This window comes from Streptomyces sp. NPDC048337, assembly GCF_043201175.1.
Lineage (GTDB): Bacteria > Actinomycetota > Actinomycetes > Streptomycetales > Streptomycetaceae > Streptomyces.
Map to the genome: position 1 here is coordinate 186,228 of NZ_JBICYR010000009.1, position 16,131 is coordinate 202,358.

General features: G+C 68.7%; 15 protein-coding genes and 1 riboswitch. Of the genes, 3 read left to right on the plus strand and 12 right to left on the minus strand.

Going from position 1 to position 16,131, the window contains the following annotated elements:
• Positions 1–141: 141 nt before the first annotated feature.
• Together ACGFYU_RS17715 and ACGFYU_RS17720 are read right to left on the minus strand one after the other, a co-directional pair.
• A complete protein-coding gene (locus ACGFYU_RS17715; protein ID WP_393828274.1) occupies positions 142–1,506 on the minus strand; it encodes an NYN domain-containing protein in 1,365 nt (454 codons plus the stop codon).
• A gap of 39 nt (positions 1,507–1,545) precedes the next feature.
• On the minus strand, positions 1,546–1,788 hold the full coding sequence (locus ACGFYU_RS17720) for a hypothetical protein (protein WP_215020373.1): 243 nt from the start codon (positions 1,786–1,788) through the stop codon (positions 1,546–1,548).
• 111 nt (positions 1,789–1,899) lie between these two features.
• On the opposite strand from ACGFYU_RS17720, the gene ACGFYU_RS17725 reads away from it, so the two are divergent.
• Together ACGFYU_RS17725 and ACGFYU_RS17730 are read left to right on the plus strand one after the other, a co-directional pair.
• Positions 1,900–2,634, plus strand: a complete 735-nt coding sequence (locus tag ACGFYU_RS17725; protein WP_393828198.1) for a rhomboid family intramembrane serine protease — start codon at positions 1,900–1,902, stop codon at positions 2,632–2,634.
• Positions 2,631–2,912 carry an Lrp/AsnC family transcriptional regulator gene (locus ACGFYU_RS17730; RefSeq protein ID WP_008738815.1) on the plus strand — a complete coding sequence of 94 codons (282 nt, stop codon included), beginning with the start codon at positions 2,631–2,633 and terminating at the stop codon, positions 2,910–2,912. The genes ACGFYU_RS17725 and ACGFYU_RS17730 overlap by 4 nt, the downstream gene beginning before the upstream one ends.
• 651 nt (positions 2,913–3,563) lie before the next feature.
• Here the strand turns inward: ACGFYU_RS17730 and ACGFYU_RS17735 are convergent.
• The 6 genes from ACGFYU_RS17735 to ACGFYU_RS17760 form a co-directional block, all read right to left on the minus strand.
• A complete protein-coding gene (locus ACGFYU_RS17735; protein ID WP_393828199.1) occupies positions 3,564–4,958 on the minus strand; it encodes an aminotransferase class V-fold PLP-dependent enzyme in 1,395 nt (464 codons plus the stop codon).
• 226 nt (positions 4,959–5,184) lie between these two features.
• Positions 5,185–5,301: riboswitch (SAM riboswitch) on the minus strand.
• A 117-nt stretch (positions 5,302–5,418) separates the two neighbouring features.
• On the minus strand, positions 5,419–6,510 hold the full coding sequence (gene trpD, locus ACGFYU_RS17740) for an anthranilate phosphoribosyltransferase (RefSeq protein WP_393828200.1): 1,092 nt from the start codon (positions 6,508–6,510) through the stop codon (positions 5,419–5,421).
• Between the two features lie 174 nt (positions 6,511–6,684).
• Positions 6,685–8,316: a cytochrome bc complex cytochrome b subunit gene (locus tag ACGFYU_RS17745; RefSeq protein WP_393828201.1), complete on the minus strand. Its 1,632-nt coding sequence runs from the start codon at positions 8,314–8,316 to the stop codon at positions 6,685–6,687.
• Positions 8,313–9,371: a Rieske 2Fe-2S domain-containing protein gene (locus ACGFYU_RS17750; protein WP_393828202.1), complete on the minus strand. Its 1,059-nt coding sequence runs from the start codon at positions 9,369–9,371 to the stop codon at positions 8,313–8,315. The genes ACGFYU_RS17745 and ACGFYU_RS17750 overlap by 4 nt, the downstream gene beginning before the upstream one ends.
• Positions 9,368–10,177 carry a c-type cytochrome gene (locus tag ACGFYU_RS17755; protein ID WP_393828203.1) on the minus strand — a complete coding sequence of 270 codons (810 nt, stop codon included), beginning with the start codon at positions 10,175–10,177 and terminating at the stop codon, positions 9,368–9,370. The genes ACGFYU_RS17750 and ACGFYU_RS17755 overlap by 4 nt, the downstream gene beginning before the upstream one ends.
• A gap of 76 nt (positions 10,178–10,253) precedes the next feature.
• Positions 10,254–10,874, minus strand: a complete 621-nt coding sequence (locus ACGFYU_RS17760; RefSeq protein WP_382645170.1) for a heme-copper oxidase subunit III — start codon at positions 10,872–10,874, stop codon at positions 10,254–10,256.
• Between the two features lie 198 nt (positions 10,875–11,072).
• Between ACGFYU_RS17760 and ACGFYU_RS17765 the strand changes: the two genes are divergently transcribed.
• A complete protein-coding gene (locus ACGFYU_RS17765) occupies positions 11,073–11,477 on the plus strand; it encodes a hypothetical protein (RefSeq protein ID WP_393828204.1) in 405 nt (134 codons plus the stop codon).
• A gap of 79 nt (positions 11,478–11,556) precedes the next feature.
• Here ACGFYU_RS17765 and ACGFYU_RS17770 read toward each other — a convergent pair whose 3' ends face one another.
• The 4 genes from ACGFYU_RS17770 to coxB form a co-directional block, all read right to left on the minus strand.
• Complete coding sequence (locus tag ACGFYU_RS17770) at positions 11,557–12,804, minus strand: Ig-like domain-containing protein (RefSeq protein ID WP_393828205.1); 1,248 nt, start codon at positions 12,802–12,804, stop codon at positions 11,557–11,559.
• A 115-nt stretch (positions 12,805–12,919) separates the two neighbouring features.
• The gene (locus ACGFYU_RS17775) at positions 12,920–13,318 is read right to left on the minus strand and encodes a cytochrome c oxidase subunit 4 (protein WP_382645177.1); all 399 of its coding nucleotides are present in this window, start codon (positions 13,316–13,318) and stop codon (positions 12,920–12,922) included.
• Positions 13,315–15,042 (minus strand): cytochrome c oxidase subunit I, encoded by a 1,728-nt coding sequence (ctaD, locus tag ACGFYU_RS17780; protein WP_393828206.1) that lies wholly within the window; start codon positions 15,040–15,042, stop codon positions 13,315–13,317. Before ctaD ends, ACGFYU_RS17775 begins: the two co-directional genes overlap by 4 nt.
• Positions 15,039–16,013 (minus strand): cytochrome c oxidase subunit II, encoded by a 975-nt coding sequence (gene coxB, locus ACGFYU_RS17785; RefSeq protein ID WP_393828207.1) that lies wholly within the window; start codon positions 16,011–16,013, stop codon positions 15,039–15,041. Before coxB ends, ctaD begins: the two co-directional genes overlap by 4 nt.
• Positions 16,014–16,131 lie beyond the last annotated feature (118 nt).

The window sequence follows — 16,131 nt, forward strand, 5'->3', positions numbered from 1 at the left end:
CCTCGCTGTGATCAGTTCAAATCCTGTCGGGAAAAAAGTCGGCCGCCGACCAGCTTCTTTACCTACAGCGCACGCTGCGTGCCGGGCACTTGACGGTACGTCCCCCACACGCCCCGCCAAATCGGGCATTGGGGCCAGGACTTACGAAACGCGCGAAAGCCGCTTCAGCAACAAGGCGGACGTCACCGGCCGCGCACCCGCCTTGGCCACCCCGTCGGCGACCTCCCGGTCGGTGGAGACCACGACCACCGGACGGCCGGGCGGCTCCGCGCGCACCAGCTGGCGGATCAGCTCGTCCGCCGTCACCCCGGCCTTGGAGAACAGCACGCGCACCCCGCGCGGCGGCGCCAGCAGCACGGGAGCCGCCAGTTCCGCCCCGTCGAAGACACAGGTCATCTCCGCGCCCGTCTGCGCGGCGAGCATCGACAGCCCGCCCAGCAGCCGCAGCCGCTGCTTCTCCAGCGGCATCGTCGGATAGCCCGTCTTGGTCACGTTGTAGCCGTCGACCACCAGATGGGCCTGCGGCAGCGCCAACAGCTGGTCCAGCAGCGCCGGATCGGTCTCGGACAGCGCACGCGCCGCGATGTCCTTCGGCGTCATCCGGCCCGGCTCCACCGCGTCCACGGTGTCCGCCGGGCGGGTGTTCACCGGCGGCAGCGCCAGCTCGCGGCGCAGCCCCGCCGCCGCGTCCAGCACGGTGTCCAGCAGCAGCCGCAGCCGCATGTCCTCGATGCTGCGCCCCTCACGGGTGGCCCGGCGCGAGGTCTCCAGCGCCGTCTCCACCTCCGCCAGCCGGGACTTGAGCCGCCGGGCCTCGCTCTCGGCGGCGGCCACCCGCGCGGCCGCGTCGCCGCGGATCCCGTCGATCTCGGAGTTCACCTTGCGCAGGGCCGCCTCGCCGCGCTTGACGTCGCTGAGCGCGCTGCGCAGCTTGCGCTGAAGCGATTCCGCTTCCCTGCGCGTCGACTCCAGCTCGGCCCGCACCTGCTCGCCGCCGGCGCGCTGCAGGTCCCGTACGTGGGCCAGTTCCTCGCGGAGCCGGTCCAGCTCGCGCCGGGTCTCCTCGCCGACCCGCTCGGCGTCGGCGCGCTGCGCCTCCTCGCCCGCGGCGGCGACCAGCTTGACCCACCCGGTCGGCCTCAGCACGTACGCGGCGGCCGCCACGTCCAGCGGATCGGCGGCGGCGGGCGGGGCGCCGGACTCCAGCGCCCCGGCCAGGTCGGCCTGCGCCTCGCGGAGCTTCTCGGCGACCCGGCTGCGAAAGACGGCGTCGGTCTCGACCGCCGCGGCCATGGCGTTGCCGGCGAACTTGGCCCGCCGGGTCGGGGTGAACCGGGCGTACTGGCGCAGCTGCGCGGGGAGGTCCGCGACCGTCAGTCCGCCGAAGGCTTCCGAGACGAGCGCGACGACCCGGCGCCGCACGCCTTCCGGCAGCGGGCGGTCGAGCACCTCGGCGGCGTCGCCGGCCGCGTCGGCCGGCTCAGCGCCGCTTGCTGGCTCCACAATCCGTCACCCCTACCGTGATCTACTGTGGGCGCGGCTCCATCAGGAGTCCGCGCCCGGCCTGTCCACGAGCTCGATCTGGTCCACCGCGTTGCACCAGCGGCAGCGGACCGACTCGATGGTCTCATTGACCACCTCGCGCTCCTCGACCTTGGGCTCCCCGGCGAGGTCCAGGTGGACGTATTCGACGACCTTCGACGAACGGGTGACGTCGAAGCGCGTGAGGTTGCCGCACAGGGTGCAGCGCCACCGGGTGGTGTCGGTCGGCAGGGGAACCGTCGTCATCGGGCCGCTCTCCTTCGTAGCTGATTCAATTAAAGCCGCCCGCGACGCTGGGGGAGACCGCAGCTCGTAACCCTACGGCCTGGCACCGCTTCAGGTGGGCTTGGTTGCGTCATGCTCTGTCACATGATCGTAAGGTGGCAGGCCGTTCTGGAGGCCGCCCGGGGACCGGTGGTCACCCATGCGCTGATCGCGGGCTGCGCGGTGGTGTTCGTCCTGAGCCCGGCCTCGGGGCTGAACCCGGTCTACGGGGCGGGCGACGAGCTGCTGGCAGCCGGGACGGAGTACTTCCGGCGCTGGGGCGTGGTCCCGAACGAGCTGTTCCCGGGCAGCCCCCGGGCCTGGCTGACACCGCTGACCGCGCTGTTCGTCCACGGCAGCTGGCTGCACCTGCTGGGGAACATGCTCTTCCTCTACGTCTTCGGCGCGATGGCGGAGGAGCGGATGGGCCGGCCGGCGTTCCTCGTCTTCTACGTGTGTACGGGCTACGTGGCCCTGGCGGCCTACGCGGCGGCCAACGCGGGCTCCCCGCATTCCCTGGTCGGGGCCTCCGGAGCCATCTCGGCGGTCCTGGGCGCGTTCCTCTGTCTCCTGCCGAGGGCCCGGGTGACGAGCCTGTTCCCCTTCCTCCTCTTCCTGCCGCTGCGGTTCCCGGCGTGGATCGTGCTGCTGTTCTGGTTCGCCCTCCAATGGCTGGCGGCGCACCGCGCGGGCAGCGGCCCGGGGGTGGCGTACCTGGCCCACGTGGTGGGCTTCTCCCTCGGCTTCTGCTACGCGTGGGCCCGCTACCGCCGTACGACTAGAGTGAGGCGACCAGCGACGGCCACCGAGGGAGACAGCCAACCGTGATCACCGCGATCGTGCTCATCAAGACCAGCGTGGACCGCATCCCCGAGATCGCCGAGTCCATCGCCGCGCTGGACAGCGTCAGCGAGGTCTACTCCGTCACCGGAACGTACGACCTGATCGCGCTGGTCCGCGTGGCCCGCCACGAGAACCTGGCGGACATCATCCCGGGCCGCATCAGCAAGATCCCGGGCGTCGAGGCGACGGACACGCACGTGGCGTTCCGCACGTACTCCCAGCACGACCTGGAAGCCGCCTTCGCCATCGGCCTCGACGCGTAGCCCTCCGCCGGGCGTGCGCGCGGGCCCTCGGGGTGCCCCCTCCGGGGCCCCGGCCCCCGCACCCCCGCGCCTCAATCGCCGGCGGGGCTGGGGTGGTCTCCCCGGACGGGGTCTTGTCCGCCGGTGCGGTCCGCGGGGTCCCTCCGGGACGTCTCCTCGGCTCGCGCACCAAGGCGTGCTGCGTGGCGTAAGGGTGGTTGCGCGCTCGTCCTGCGGGGACGCCCCTGCGCGCCCCCACTCCCCCCGCGAGCAACGACCCCGGCCCGCGGAGCGGGAGAGTGACGAATCCACCCCACGCCCAGACAAGGGACCCCGGCCCGGGGGCATCGCAGTCGATGTACACCCGCGCCCGGGTGGGGTCGGAGTGGGGCTTGGGGTGGGGACACGCAGGAGGGTCCCCGCAGGACGAGCGCGCAACCACCCTGAAGTGTCGAAGCGGTGCCTTGGTGCGCGAGCCGAGGAGACACTCCGGAGGGGCACCGCCCCAAGCCCCGCTCCGGCCCCACCCGGGGACACCCCCCAGCCTCGCCGGCGATTGAGGCGAACCCCCGGCCCCGCCGAACGGGGCAGCCGCGCACGCGCAGGGGCGTCACCCCAGCCCCGTCGGCGATTGAGGCGCGGGGGCGGGGCCCCCGGAGCGGTGCCGCGCCCTCAGACGGCCGGGACGCAGCGGCCTTCCTGCGTGCGGTACTGCCACTTGGCGCCGTCCGCGACGAGTTCCTTCACCGCGCGGACGAAGCGCTCGACGTGCTCGTCGGCGGTGCCCGCGCCGAAGCTGACGCGGATCGCGTTCAGCGAGCGCTCGCCCGGCGCCGCCTCGGGGGCTCCGCATTCGCCCTGGGCCTGCGGCTCGCTGCCCAGCAGGGTGCGGACCAGCGGGTGGGCGCAGAAGAGGCCGTCGCGCACGCCGATCCCGTACTCGGCGGAGAGGGCGGCGGCGAAGTGGGAGCTGTTCCAGCCGTCCACCACGAAGGAGATGACGCCGACCCGCGGCGCGTCGTCCCCGAAGAGGGACAGGACGCGGACCGCCGGGACCTCGGCCAGACCCGCGCGGACCTTGCCGATGAGCTCCTGCTCACGGGCGACCAGCGTGTCGAAGCCCGCCTCGGTGAGGGCCCGGCAGGCGGAGGCGATGGAGTAGACGCCGATGACGTTCGGGGAACCCGCCTCGTGGCGGGCGGCGGTGGTGTGCCATTCGACGTCCACGCCGCCGTCCCCGCGCCGGGCCACCTTGCGGGAGGCGCCGCCGCCCGCGAGGTACGGCTCGGCCTGCTGGAGCCAGTCCGCGCGGCCGGCGAGCACGCCCGAGCCGAAGGGCGCGTACAGCTTGTGTCCGGAGAAGGCGACCCAGTCCACGTCGAGGTCACGGACGGAGACCGGGTGGTGGGGGGCCAGCTGGGCGGCGTCCAGGACGATCCGCGCGCCGTGGGCGTGCGCGGCGGCGGCGAGCTCCTTCACCGGCCACAGCTCACCGGTGACGTTGGAGGCGCCGGTGACACACACGAGCGCCGGGCCGTAAGGGTCGCGGTCGGCGAGGGCCCGCTCCAGGGTGGCGACGGCCTCGTCCGGGGTGCGCGGGGCGTTGAGGTAGGTGACCTGCGCGTTCGTCCAGGGCAGCAGCGAGGCGTGGTGCTCGGTCTCGAAGACGAAGACCTGGCAGTCGGCCGGGAGTACGGCGGCGAGCAGGTTGAGGGAGTCGGTGGTGGACCGGGTGAAGATCACCTGGTCGGAGGGGCGGCAGTCGAGGAACTCGGCGACCGTGACCCGGCTCTGCTCGAAGAGGTCGGTGGAGAGCTGCGAGAGGTAGCCGGCGCCGCGGTGCACGCTGCCGTAGTAGGGGGCGTAGGCGGCGACGTCGTCCCAGACCCGCTGGAGGGCGGGGGCGCTGGCCGCGTAGTCGAGGGCCGCGTAGGTGACCTCGCCGCCGGTGACGAGCGGGACGGTGACGTCCCGGCCGAGGACCGGCAGCGGCTCGGCACAGGCGGAGTCGCAGGCGGCAGCGTCGGCGACAGAGGTGGTGGTGGCGGCGTTCAGGGCAGCGGACATGGCGGTATCTCCCGGCAGGCAGGTCTGAATGGCTTCGGTGTGCCCGTACGCGGGTACGACGCGGCTCTGCGGCCGGCGCGACCGGGGTACGGGAAATCCTCGGACCGATCCGGGGTACGCGGAAGCGACCCTGATCCGAGGGGTGAAGAAGGGGCGGAGTCGCCCTATCGCATTCGCTTGCTCACGGAAAACGCTCCTCGAGAGACCAGGACCCCTGGTGTCGAGGGATCCGCGCTTGCCGTAGGCCTTGCTGCCTACGACCTGGTCATCACCCGGGGCACCCCGCCACGGAAGGAGGGTTGCCGGACAGCAAGCCGGGGCCTAAACGCTGTCACTCGTGACCTGGTCAGCATCCTGCCACAAGATCCTCCGAACACAAGACCCCGGTCCACATGGCGGACCGGGGCTTGGCTCAAAACGATCAGCGGGAAATCGGGCGGAATCGGGCCCGCCGCAGGGGCTACGCGTTGCTCGCGGCCACCCACCGCTCCAGCGCGGCCCGCGCAGAACCCGAGTCGATCGATTCCGCCGCACGGGCGATGCCGGCGGCGATCTGCTCCTCCAGGGTGCCCGTGCCCGGGTCCAGAGCGACCAGGGCCGCCGCCGAGTTCAGCAGGACCGCGTCGCGGACCGGGCCCGTCTCACCGGCCAGCAGGCGGCGGGCCACGTCCGCGTTGTACGAGGGGTCCCCGCCGGCCAGTGCCGAGACGTCGACGAGCTCGATGCCCACGTCGCGCGGGTCGAAGGACTGCTCCGAGACCTTGCCGTCGCGCACCCACCACACCCGCGAGGTGGCGGTCGTCGTCAGCTCGTCCAGGCCGTCGTCGCCGCGGAAGACGAGCGCGGACGAGCCCCGCTCGGCGAGCACGCCCGCCACGATCGGGGCGACCCGGGCGTCTGCGACACCGGTGGCCTGGGCGCGGACCCGCGCCGGGTTGGTCAGCGGGCCGAGGAAGTTGAAGGTGGTCCGGATGCCCAGTTCCTTGCGGGCCGCCGCCACGTGCCGCAGCGCCGGGTGGAACTTCACGGCGAAGCAGAAGGTGATGCCGGCTTCCTCCGCGACCTGCACGACCCGCTCCGGGGTGAGGTTGAGATTGACGCCGAGCTTCTCCAGCACGTCGGAGGAGCCGCTCGCGGAGGAGGCGGCCCGGTTGCCGTGCTTGACCACCTTGGCGCCCGTACCGGCCACCACGAGCGCCGACATCGTGGAGATGTTCACCGTTTTGGCCCCGTCGCCGCCCGTGCCGACGATGTCCACCGTCCGGCCCGGCACCTCGATGAGGTTGGCGTGCGCGTACATGGCCCGTACGAGGCCGTTGATCTCCTCGACCGTCTCCCCCTTGGCCCGCAGCGCGACCGCGAAGCCGGCGATCTGGGCGTCGGTGGCCTCCCCGCGCATGATCCGGTCCATGGCCCAGGCGGTGTCGTCGGCACCCAGGTCCCGGCCGGTCAGCAGGGCGTCGAGGACGCCCGGCCAGGTGGGGGTCCCCCCGGACGGAGTCTGGGGGAGGGCCGCCACGCTGTCGCCGCCTGCCGGGGTCACAACGTTCATGGTCCGCTCCTGCTGTTCGTAGGGGATTCCACGTCGAATGGGAAGGCCTTCAGCCTATCCAGCCGGGGAGACGGCAAAGAGCCCCGTCCAGACACTGGACGGGGCTCTCGCCGTGGCGACACCAGGACTGACCGAAATCAATCCCTCATGCGGTCATGCGGGTCGTGCGGGAGATCAGTGGTGGCCGTGGCCGCTCTGGATCTCCTTGTACTCCTCCACCGTGGGCTTCGGAATCTGGTTGTTCTCCGCGTAGAAGCCCTTGCTGAGCTTCGCGCGCAGCTTCTCCATGGCCTTCACCTTGCGCTCGACACCGTTCTCGTCGACCGTCGGGCCGATCTCGATCGGCTTGTACTGCTCGTGCGCGGTGAGCTTGTGCAGCTGGCCCTGCGGGAGCGGCTCGTGGACCTCGACGAACTCACCGTGCGGCAGGCGCTTGATGATGCCGGTCTCGCGACCGTGCAGCACCTTGTCGTGGTCCCGGCGCTGGAGGCCGAGGCAGATCCGCTTGGTGGCGATGAAGACCAGGACCGGGACGACGAAGAAGCCGATCCGGACGAACCACGTGATCGAGTTGATCGACAGGTGGAAGTACTGGGCGAACATGTCGTTGCCACCGCCGATGAGGAGCACGACGTACTCCGCGATCCAGGCGGCACCGAAGGCCGTACGGGTCGGGACGTTGCGCGGGCGGTCCAGGATGTGGTGCTCGCGCTTGTCCCCGGTGACCCAGGACTCGATGAACGGCCAGACGGCGATCGCGCCCAGGACCAGCGGGAAGAGCATCAGCGGGATGAGCACGCCCAGGACGAGCGTGTGGCCCCACAGGTTGATCTCCCAGCCGGGCATGGCTCGGATCAGGCCTTCCGGCATACCCATGTACCAGTCGGGCTGCGCACCGGTGGACACGTGGTCCGGGCGGTACGGGCCGAGCGCCCAGATCGGGTTGATCGAGGCGATCGCCGCGATGGCCGCGATGACACCGAAGACCAGGAAGAAGAAGCCTCCGGCCTTGGCCATGTAGACCGGCAGCAGCGGCATGCCGACGACGTTGTTGTTCGTCTTGCCGGGACCCGCGAACTGGGTGTGCTTGTGGTAGAAGACCAGGATCAGGTGGGCCACCAGCAGGCCCATCATGATGCCGGGCAGCAGCAGGATGTGGATCGAGTAGAACCGGGCGACGAAGTCACCGCCGGGGAACTCGCCGCCGAAGAGGAAGAACGAGATGTACGTGCCGACGATCGGCATGGCCAGGATCGCGCCCTCCATGAACCGGACGCCGGTGCCCGAGAGCAGGTCGTCCGGCAGGGAGTAACCGGTGAAGCCGGTGAACATGCCGAGGACCAGCAGCAGGAAGCCGAAGATCCAGTTGACCTCGCGCGGCTTGCGGAAGGCGCCGGTGAAGAAGACGCGCATCATGTGCACGACCATCGCGGCCACGAAGATCAGGGCCGCCCAGTGGTGGATCTGCCGGATGAGCAGACCGCCGCGGACGTCGAAGCTGATGTCCAGCGTCGAGGCGAAGGCCTCGGACATCTGGACGCCCTGCATCGGCACGTACGAGCCGTGGTACACGACCTCGTTCATGCTCGGGTGGAAGAACAGCGTCAGGTACACACCCGTGAGGATGATGATGATGAAGCTGTAGAGCGCGACCTCACCCAGCATGAAGGACCAGTGGTCCGGGAAGATCTTGCGCATGTTGGACTTGGCCAGGGTGTAGATGCCCAGGCGGCCGTCCGCCCAGTCCGCTACGCGCTCGCCGGCAGGCGCTTTGCGCGCCTTCGTGTCAGTGGTCGCAGTGCTCATCCGCGCTCCCAGAATGCAGGACCGACGGGCTCTTCGAAGTCGCCGTGCGCTTCGAGGAAGCCTTCGTCATTGACGCCGATCCGCAGCTGCGGAAGCGCGTGACCGGCCGGGCCGAAGATGACACGGGCGCCGTCGGAGAGGTCGAAGGTGGACTGGTGGCACGGGCAGAGCACGTGGTGCGTCTGCTGCTCGTACAGGCTGATCGGGCAGCCGACGTGGGTGCAGATCTTGGAGTAGGCCACGATGCCCTCGTGGGACCACTCCAGCTCCTGCTTGTCCTTGATGTCCTCGGGCTTGAGCCGGACGATCATCAGGGCGGCCTTGGCGATCTGCGTCTGGAAGTCGTGCTGGTCCTCCTCCAGGCCTTCCGGCCGGGCGAAGGTCAGCGAACCGACGAGCACGTCCTCGGGACGCAGCGGCTCATTGGTGTTGTCGTTGATCAGCAGCTTGCCCTTGGACCACACGGTCTTGCGGAGCTTGTCCTCGGGCAGGGGGCCCGTGTCGCGCATGATCATGAGGGCGGAGAGCGGCAGCATGGCCAGCGCGCCCAGCATCGTGTTGCGGATCAGGGGGCGGCGGGCGATGCCGGACTCGTTCGCGCCGTCCGCGAAGTCCTGCATGACCTTGGCCTTGACCTCCGCCGGAGCGGCGATCTCGTGGCGCTCGTCGGCGACCTCCACGTCGGACATCAGGGTGCGGGCCCAGTGGACCGCGCCCGCGCCGATGCAGAAGAGGGCCGCGCCCAGGGTCAGGCCCAGGGCGAAGTTGAGCGCGCTCACCTTCCCGATGGGGAAGACGTACACGATCTTCTCGACCGGGATGGTCACGTAGGCGGCGATGAAACCGATCGTGGCCAGCATCGACAGCGTGAACAGCATCGCGACGGTGCGCTCGGAACGCCTCGCCGCACGCTCGTCGATGTCCTGGATGCGCGGCTTGTGGACCGGCAGGCCCGGATCGGCGAACGGGTCGTCCGCGACCGCTACGGCACCGTGGTGCGCGTCGCCCTGCTCGCTCGGCAGGTGCTTCTCTTCGGGAATGTCTTGGCTACTCATGACTTCTTGGCCTTAGCGGTGTGGGCCGCGACCCAGACGGCGACAGCGATCAGCGCACCCAGACCGAAGATCCAGCCGAAGAGACCCTCGGAGACGGGGCCGAGGCCGCCGAGCTTGAGGCCACCGGGGCTGGTCGACTTCTCGCCGTTGACGTTCTGGAGGTACGCGATGATGTCCTTCTTCTGCTTCTCCGGCATGGTGCTGTCCGGGAAGGAGGGCATGTTCTGCGGGCCGGTGACCATGGCCTCGTAGATGTGCTTCGGCGAGACACCCTCAAGGTTCGGGGCGTACTTGCCGTTCGTCAGCGCGCCTCCCTCGCCGGTGAAGTTGTGGCACTGCGCGCAGTTGTTGCGGAACAGCTCACCACCCTTGGCGATGTCGGCACCCGTCGGGTCGTACTGCTTCTCGGTCGGCGTGATCGGACCGGCACCGAGGGACGCGATGTACGCGGCCAGCTGGTCGATCTGCGCCTGGGTGTAGATCGCCGGCTTCTTCGGCACCTGGGCGCCGGGCTGCTGGGCGGGCATGCGGCCCGTGCTCACCTGGAAGTCGACGGCCGCGGAGCCGACGCCGACCAGGCTCGGGCCGTCAGAGGAACCCTGACCGCCGGTTCCGTGGCAGCTTGCGCAACTCACGGCGTAGAGCTTCTTGCCCTCCTCGATGGCGAGGGACTGGGCGGTTTCGCCGGCCTGTGCCTTGCCCGCGGGGGCGAAGGCGGCGTACAGCCCCCCAGTGGCCGCCAGCGCGAGGAGTAGAACGACGACCGCCGCCAGCGGATGGCGTCGTCGTGCGGAGAGCTTTTTCACGGATTACCCCGGTGTCAGGATCTTCTGCGTCGGTGTGTCTGGATGGAGTGCCGGGTCGGGCCCGGTGACGTGTTCGCTACTTGATCAGGTAGATCGTGGCGAAGAGGCCGATCCAGACGACATCGACGAAGTGCCAGTAGTAGGACACGACGATGGCCGACGTGGCCTGTTCGTGGGTGAACCTCTTGGCCGCGTACGTCCGGCCGAGGACCAGCAGGAAGGCGATGAGTCCGCCCGTCACGTGCAGACCGTGGAAGCCGGTGGTCAGGTAGAACACCGAGCCGTACGGACCGGACGAGAGGCTCAGGCCCTCGTGCTTGACCAGCTCGGTGTACTCGAACACCTGGCCGCCAATGAAGATCGCACCCATGACGAACGTGATGATGAACCACGTCCGGAGCTTCTTCACGTCACCGCGCTCGGCGGCGAATACGCCGAGCTGGCAGGTGAGGGAGGAGAGCACCAGGATCGTCGTGTTCGTCGCCGAGAAGGGCAGATTCAGGAATGAAGCCTGTTCTGACCAGTACTCGGCGCCTGTCACGGATCGCAGGGTGAAGTACATCGCGAAGAGGGCCGCGAAGAACATCAGCTCGGAACTCAACCAGATGATGGTTCCGACGCTGACGAGGTTCGGCCGGTTGACCGTCGGGTGCGCGTGCCCGGTATCTACTGTCGTTGCTGTCGCCACGACCGACATTATGTCGGTCGCTTATCCCGCCCTCACCCCGGGGGGTGCCGTTCGGAGTGTCCGAGGCGTGTGCAAGGCCCGAACGGCCCATCAGATCGCCCTCCGGGCGCCGTCGGCGAGCCTGTCCGAACCGATGTTGACAGCGCATGGGGAGGAGTAGCATCCCGCGCAACATCAACGTGATTCACGGGACCGTGGAGGAACGAAATGCGGGCGACTGCGCGGGTTCTGGTCTACAGCGACGACGCGGGCACCCGGGAGCAGGTGCGGCTGGCGGCAGGGCGCAGGCCGGCCGCGGATCTGCCGCCGGTCGAGTTCCTGGAGTGCGCGACGCTTCCGGCGGTCCTGTCGGCGCTGGACGCGGGCGGTATCGACGTGTGCGTGCTGGACGGCGAGGCGGTTCCGGCCGGGGGCATGGGGGTGTGCCGGCAGATCAAGGACGAGATCTTCCGGTGCCCGCCGGTACTGCTGCTGATGGGGCGTCCGCAGGACGCCTGGCTGGCCACCTGGAGCCGTGCGGACGCCGCCGTGACCCTTCCGGTGGACCCGGTGGAGTTCCCGGAGGCCCTGGCGGGACTCCTGCGCTCCCGGCTGGCCTCCAACGCCGCCTGAGGCGACGACGGAGCGCGGGGGCCCGTACGGACCCCCGCGCTTCGGTTCGGGTCCGTACGGGCCCTCGTGCGGCCTCGCTTCAGACAGTCGGGCGCAGGCGTGCCCGGTCGACGGGGCTGCGGCCTTCCTGGGTGCCCTTGAGGAGGGCGCTGCCCTGGCGCCAGTCCTTCCAGTCCATGTTCCAGTCGCCGTAGCCGTTGCCGAAGGTGTCCATGTCCTCGCCGATGCTGTTGATGACCTGGACGATGTCGCCTTCGGTGATGTTCTCGTAGAACCAGGCGGCGTTGCCGGTGCTCATGCCGGTGCAGCCGTGGCTGACGTTCTCGTAGCCCTGGGAGCCGACGGACCACGGCGCGGCGTGGACGTATTCACCACTCCAGGTGACGCGGGTGGCGTAGTAGACGGGCAGGTTGTAGTACTCGCTGCCGCCGATGCCGACGGTGTCGCCGCGCATCTGTACGAAGTACTGCTTGCCGAGCACCACTTTGATGCCGTTGCGGGTGGAGAAGCCGGGCTTTCCGGTGGTCACCGGAATGGTGTTGATCACTTCTCCGTTGCGCTTGAACGTGAGGTAGTGCGAGGAGGCGTCGGTGGTGACCTCGACGCGGTCGCCGATCTCCAGCTTCAGCGGTTTGGCCGCGGCCCCGTAGAGGTGGTCGGAGATGCGGACGCCCTCCAGGTTGCTCCGTACGGAGACCTCGGTGTTGGCGGGCCAGTAGTCCTTGGGCCGGTAGTGGATCGTCTTGTCGTCGACCCAGTACCAGGCGCCCACGACGCCGGCCGGGGCCTTGACCTCCAGGCCCCGTTCGATGACGGCTCGGGCGGCCTTGTCCTTGACGGGTTCGCTGAGTTCGGCCGTGAGGGGCTGTCCGACCCCGTATTTGCCCTCGTCCGGGCCGAATTCGACCTTGAGGACCCCCTTGGCCGGAGTGGTGTCGAAAGTGGCCGTGCGTTGCCCTGGGGCGCCCTTGGCGTTCTCCGTACTGACGGTGACGGTGTAGCGGACGCCGGCAGCCATGGGGACGGTGTTGTGCCAGCGGTCTCCCTTGGCGGACAGTTCGCCCGCGAGGCGGCGGCCGTGGGTGTCCACGGCGGTCACGTCGGTGATGCGGCTCTCACCCCCCTTCACGGTCACCTCGAAGGGTTTGTCGGGATCGACGGGGCGGCCGCCGGTGGCCTGGTTGAAGGCAACTTGATCGCCCGCGTCGTACGGGCGGGCTGACAGCGGGTTGTTGTCGCCGGACCCGCATGCGGTGGCGCCGGCCCCGAGGGACGCGACCAGCAGGGAGCAGCTGAGTACCGTCCAAAGACGCGGTGAGTGCTTCATGGACCCAACGCTATGAAGATATGACAAATACGGCGCGCGGGGGGACTGCAAACGAGGGGCCCGGACTCCTCCGAAGAGGTGTCCGGGCCCCAAGTGCTGTGCTGAAGCGGTGCTGCTACTGGTTCGCGTTCTCACCGCGGTAGTACTCGTACACCCAGCCCCACAGGCCGATCAGGATGATCGGGGCCGAGAAGTACATGAGCCACCAGCCGAAGATGACACCCATGAACGCGAGCGCGCCACCGATGCCCAGCGAGAGCGGCTGCCAGCTGTGCGGGGAGAAGAACCCCAGCTCGCCCGCCTCGTCGGCGACGTCGGCCTCCTTGTTGTCCTGGGCCATCTCGTCCACGCGCTTGGCCGTGAAGGCCAGGTAGTAGCCGATCATGACGCTCAGGCCGAAGGCCAGGAAGAGCGCGGTGGTACCGACGGGCTCCTTCGACCACACGCCGTACACGACGGCCATGATCAGGATGAAGAAGGAGAGCCAGAGGAACATCTTGCCCTGGATCTTCACTTGCCGGCCTCCTTGCCACCAGCGACGGCCTTGACGGAGCCGTGGTCCTCGAGGTGGTCGAGGGCCGCGATCTCAGGGTGGTGCAGGTCGAACGCCGGCGATTCGCTGCGGATGCGCGGCAGGGTGAGGAAGTTGTGCCGCGGCGGCGGGCAGGACGTCGCCCACTCGAGCGAACGGCCGTAGCCCCACGGGTCGTCGACCTCGATCTTCTTGCCGTACTTGGCGGTCTTCCACACGTTGTACATGAACGGAAGCATCGACAGGCCGAGCAGGAAGGAGCTGATCGTCGAGATCGTGTTCAGCAGGGTGAAGCCGTCGGCCGCGAGGTAGTCCGCGTAACGACGCGGCATGCCCTCCGCGCCGAGCCAGTGCTGCACCAGGAAGGTGCCGTGGAAGCCGATGAACAGCGTCCAGAACGTGATCTTGCCGAGGCGCTCGTCCAGCATCTTGCCCGTGAACTTCGGCCACCAGAAGTGGAAGCCGGCGAACATCGCGAAGACCACGGTGCCGAAGACGACGTAGTGGAAGTGCGCGACGACGAAGTACGAGTCGGAGACGTGGAAGTCCATCGGGGGCGAGGCCAGGATGACGCCGGTCAGACCACCGAAGGTGAAGGTGACCAGGAAGCCGATCGTCCAGAGCATCGGGGTCTCGAAGGACAGCGAGCCCTTCCACATGGTGCCGATCCAGTTGAAGAACTTCACACCGGTCGGTACCGCGATCAGGAAGGTCATGAAGGAGAAGAACGGCAGCAGCACACCGCCGGTGACGTACATGTGGTGGGCCCACACGGTCACCGAGAGACCGGCGATCGAGATCGTCGCGGCGATCAGACCGATGTAACCGAACATCGGCTTACGGGAGAAGACCGGGATGACCTCGGAAACGATTCCGAAGAATGGCAGCGCGATGATGTACACCTCTGGGTGTCCGAAGAACCAGAAGAGGTGTTGCCACAGCAATGCCCCGCCGTTCGCGGCATCGAACACGTGCGCACCGAACTTGCGGTCGGCCTCCAGTGCGAAGAGCGCGGCGGCCAGCACCGGGAAGGCGAGCAGGACCAGGACACCGGTCAGCAGCACGTTCCAGGTGAAGATCGGCATGCGGAACATGGTCATGCCGGGTGCGCGCATGCAGATGATGGTGGTGATGAAGTTGACCGAGCCGAGGATCGTGCCGAAGCCGGAGAAGGCCAGACCCATGATCCACATGTCGGCGCCGATGCCCGGCGAGCGGACGGCGTCCGACAGCGGGGAGTAGGCGAACCAGCCGAAGTCGGCCGCACCCTGCGGGGTGACGAAGCCGGCGACCGCGATGGTCGAGCCGAAGAGGTAGAGCCAGTACGCGAACATGTTCAGCCGCGGGAACGCCACGTCGGGCGCGCCGATCTGCAGCGGCATGATCCAGTTCGCGAACCCGGCGAACAGCGGCGTCGCGAACATCAGCAGCATGATCGTGCCGTGCATCGTGAACGCCTGGTTGAACTGCTCGTTCGACATGATCTGCGAACCCGGACGGGCCAGCTCGGCGCGCATGAAGAGCGCGAGGAGGCCGCCGATGAGGAAGAACACGAACGAGGTGACCAGGTACATCGTGCCGATGGTCTTGTGGTCGGTGGTGGTGAGCCACTTCACGACCACGTTGCCCGGCTGCTTGCGCCGCACCGGCAGCTCGTTTTCATACGAGTCGGCGGCGGCACCCTGAGATTCGTTGAGGATGCTCACAGTTTGTTCGTCTCCGCATTCCGGGCCGGGTCAGTCTGCTTGATGCCGGCCGGGAGGAAGCCGGTCTGCCCCTTCTCGGCCAGCTCCTTCAGGTGCGCCCGGTACAGCTCGGGCGAGACCACCTTGACGTTGAAGAGCATCCGGGAGTGGTCGACACCGCAGAGCTCGGCGCACTTGCCCACGAAAGTGCCCTCTTCGGTCGGGGTGACCTCGAAGACGTTGGTGTGGCCCGGGATGACGTCCTGCTTGAAGAGGAAGGGCACCACCCAGAAGGAGTGGATGACGTCGTTCGACGACAGGATGAAGCGGACCTTCTCGCCCTTGGGCAGCCAGAGGGTCGGCCCGGGGTTGTTGGTGTCCGGGTTCCGGTCGCCGGGGACGCCCTTCTGGTAGACGCCTTCGGCGCCCGCGGGGAAGTCCTTGGTGTAGCGGTCCGGGATGGCGGAGAGCTCCTTGGGGACCTCGCCCGCCTTCGGGGTCGCGGCGTCACCGTCAACGTTCTCGATGTAGTTGAAGCCCCAGCTCCACTGGTAGCCGATCACGTTGATCGTGTGCGCCGGCTTGGCGGAGAGGGAGAGCAGCTTCGACTCGTCACGCGCGGTGAAGTAGAAGAGCACCGAGACGATGATGAGCGGGACCACGGTGTACAGCGCCTCGATGGGCATGTTGTACCGGGTCTGCGGGGGGACCTCCACCTTCGTCCGGCTGCGCCGGTGGAAGATGACGCTCCACATGATCAGGCCCCACACCAGGATGCCCGTGATGAGCGCGGCCGCCCAGGATCCCTGCCACAGGGAGAGGATGCGAGGCGCCTCCTCGGTTACCGGAGTCGGCAATCCGAGGCGGGGGAAGTTTTTCCAGGTATACGAGCAACCAGTTGCGGTCGCCAGGACCACGCCCGCAGTCAGCGCCTGCAGCAGCTTCCGCCGCATCGGGCGCCGCGGCGAGCGGTCGGAGCCGTAGGGACTCACGTAGCGCCTTCCCGAGAGTCTCGGCCCGCGCGGCCGGCCGCGGCCGTGTTCGGGTCGGTCGCCGGCCCTGACGCAGGCAGGGGTTTGGATGTTTATGCGGACCAAACCCTACTGGACG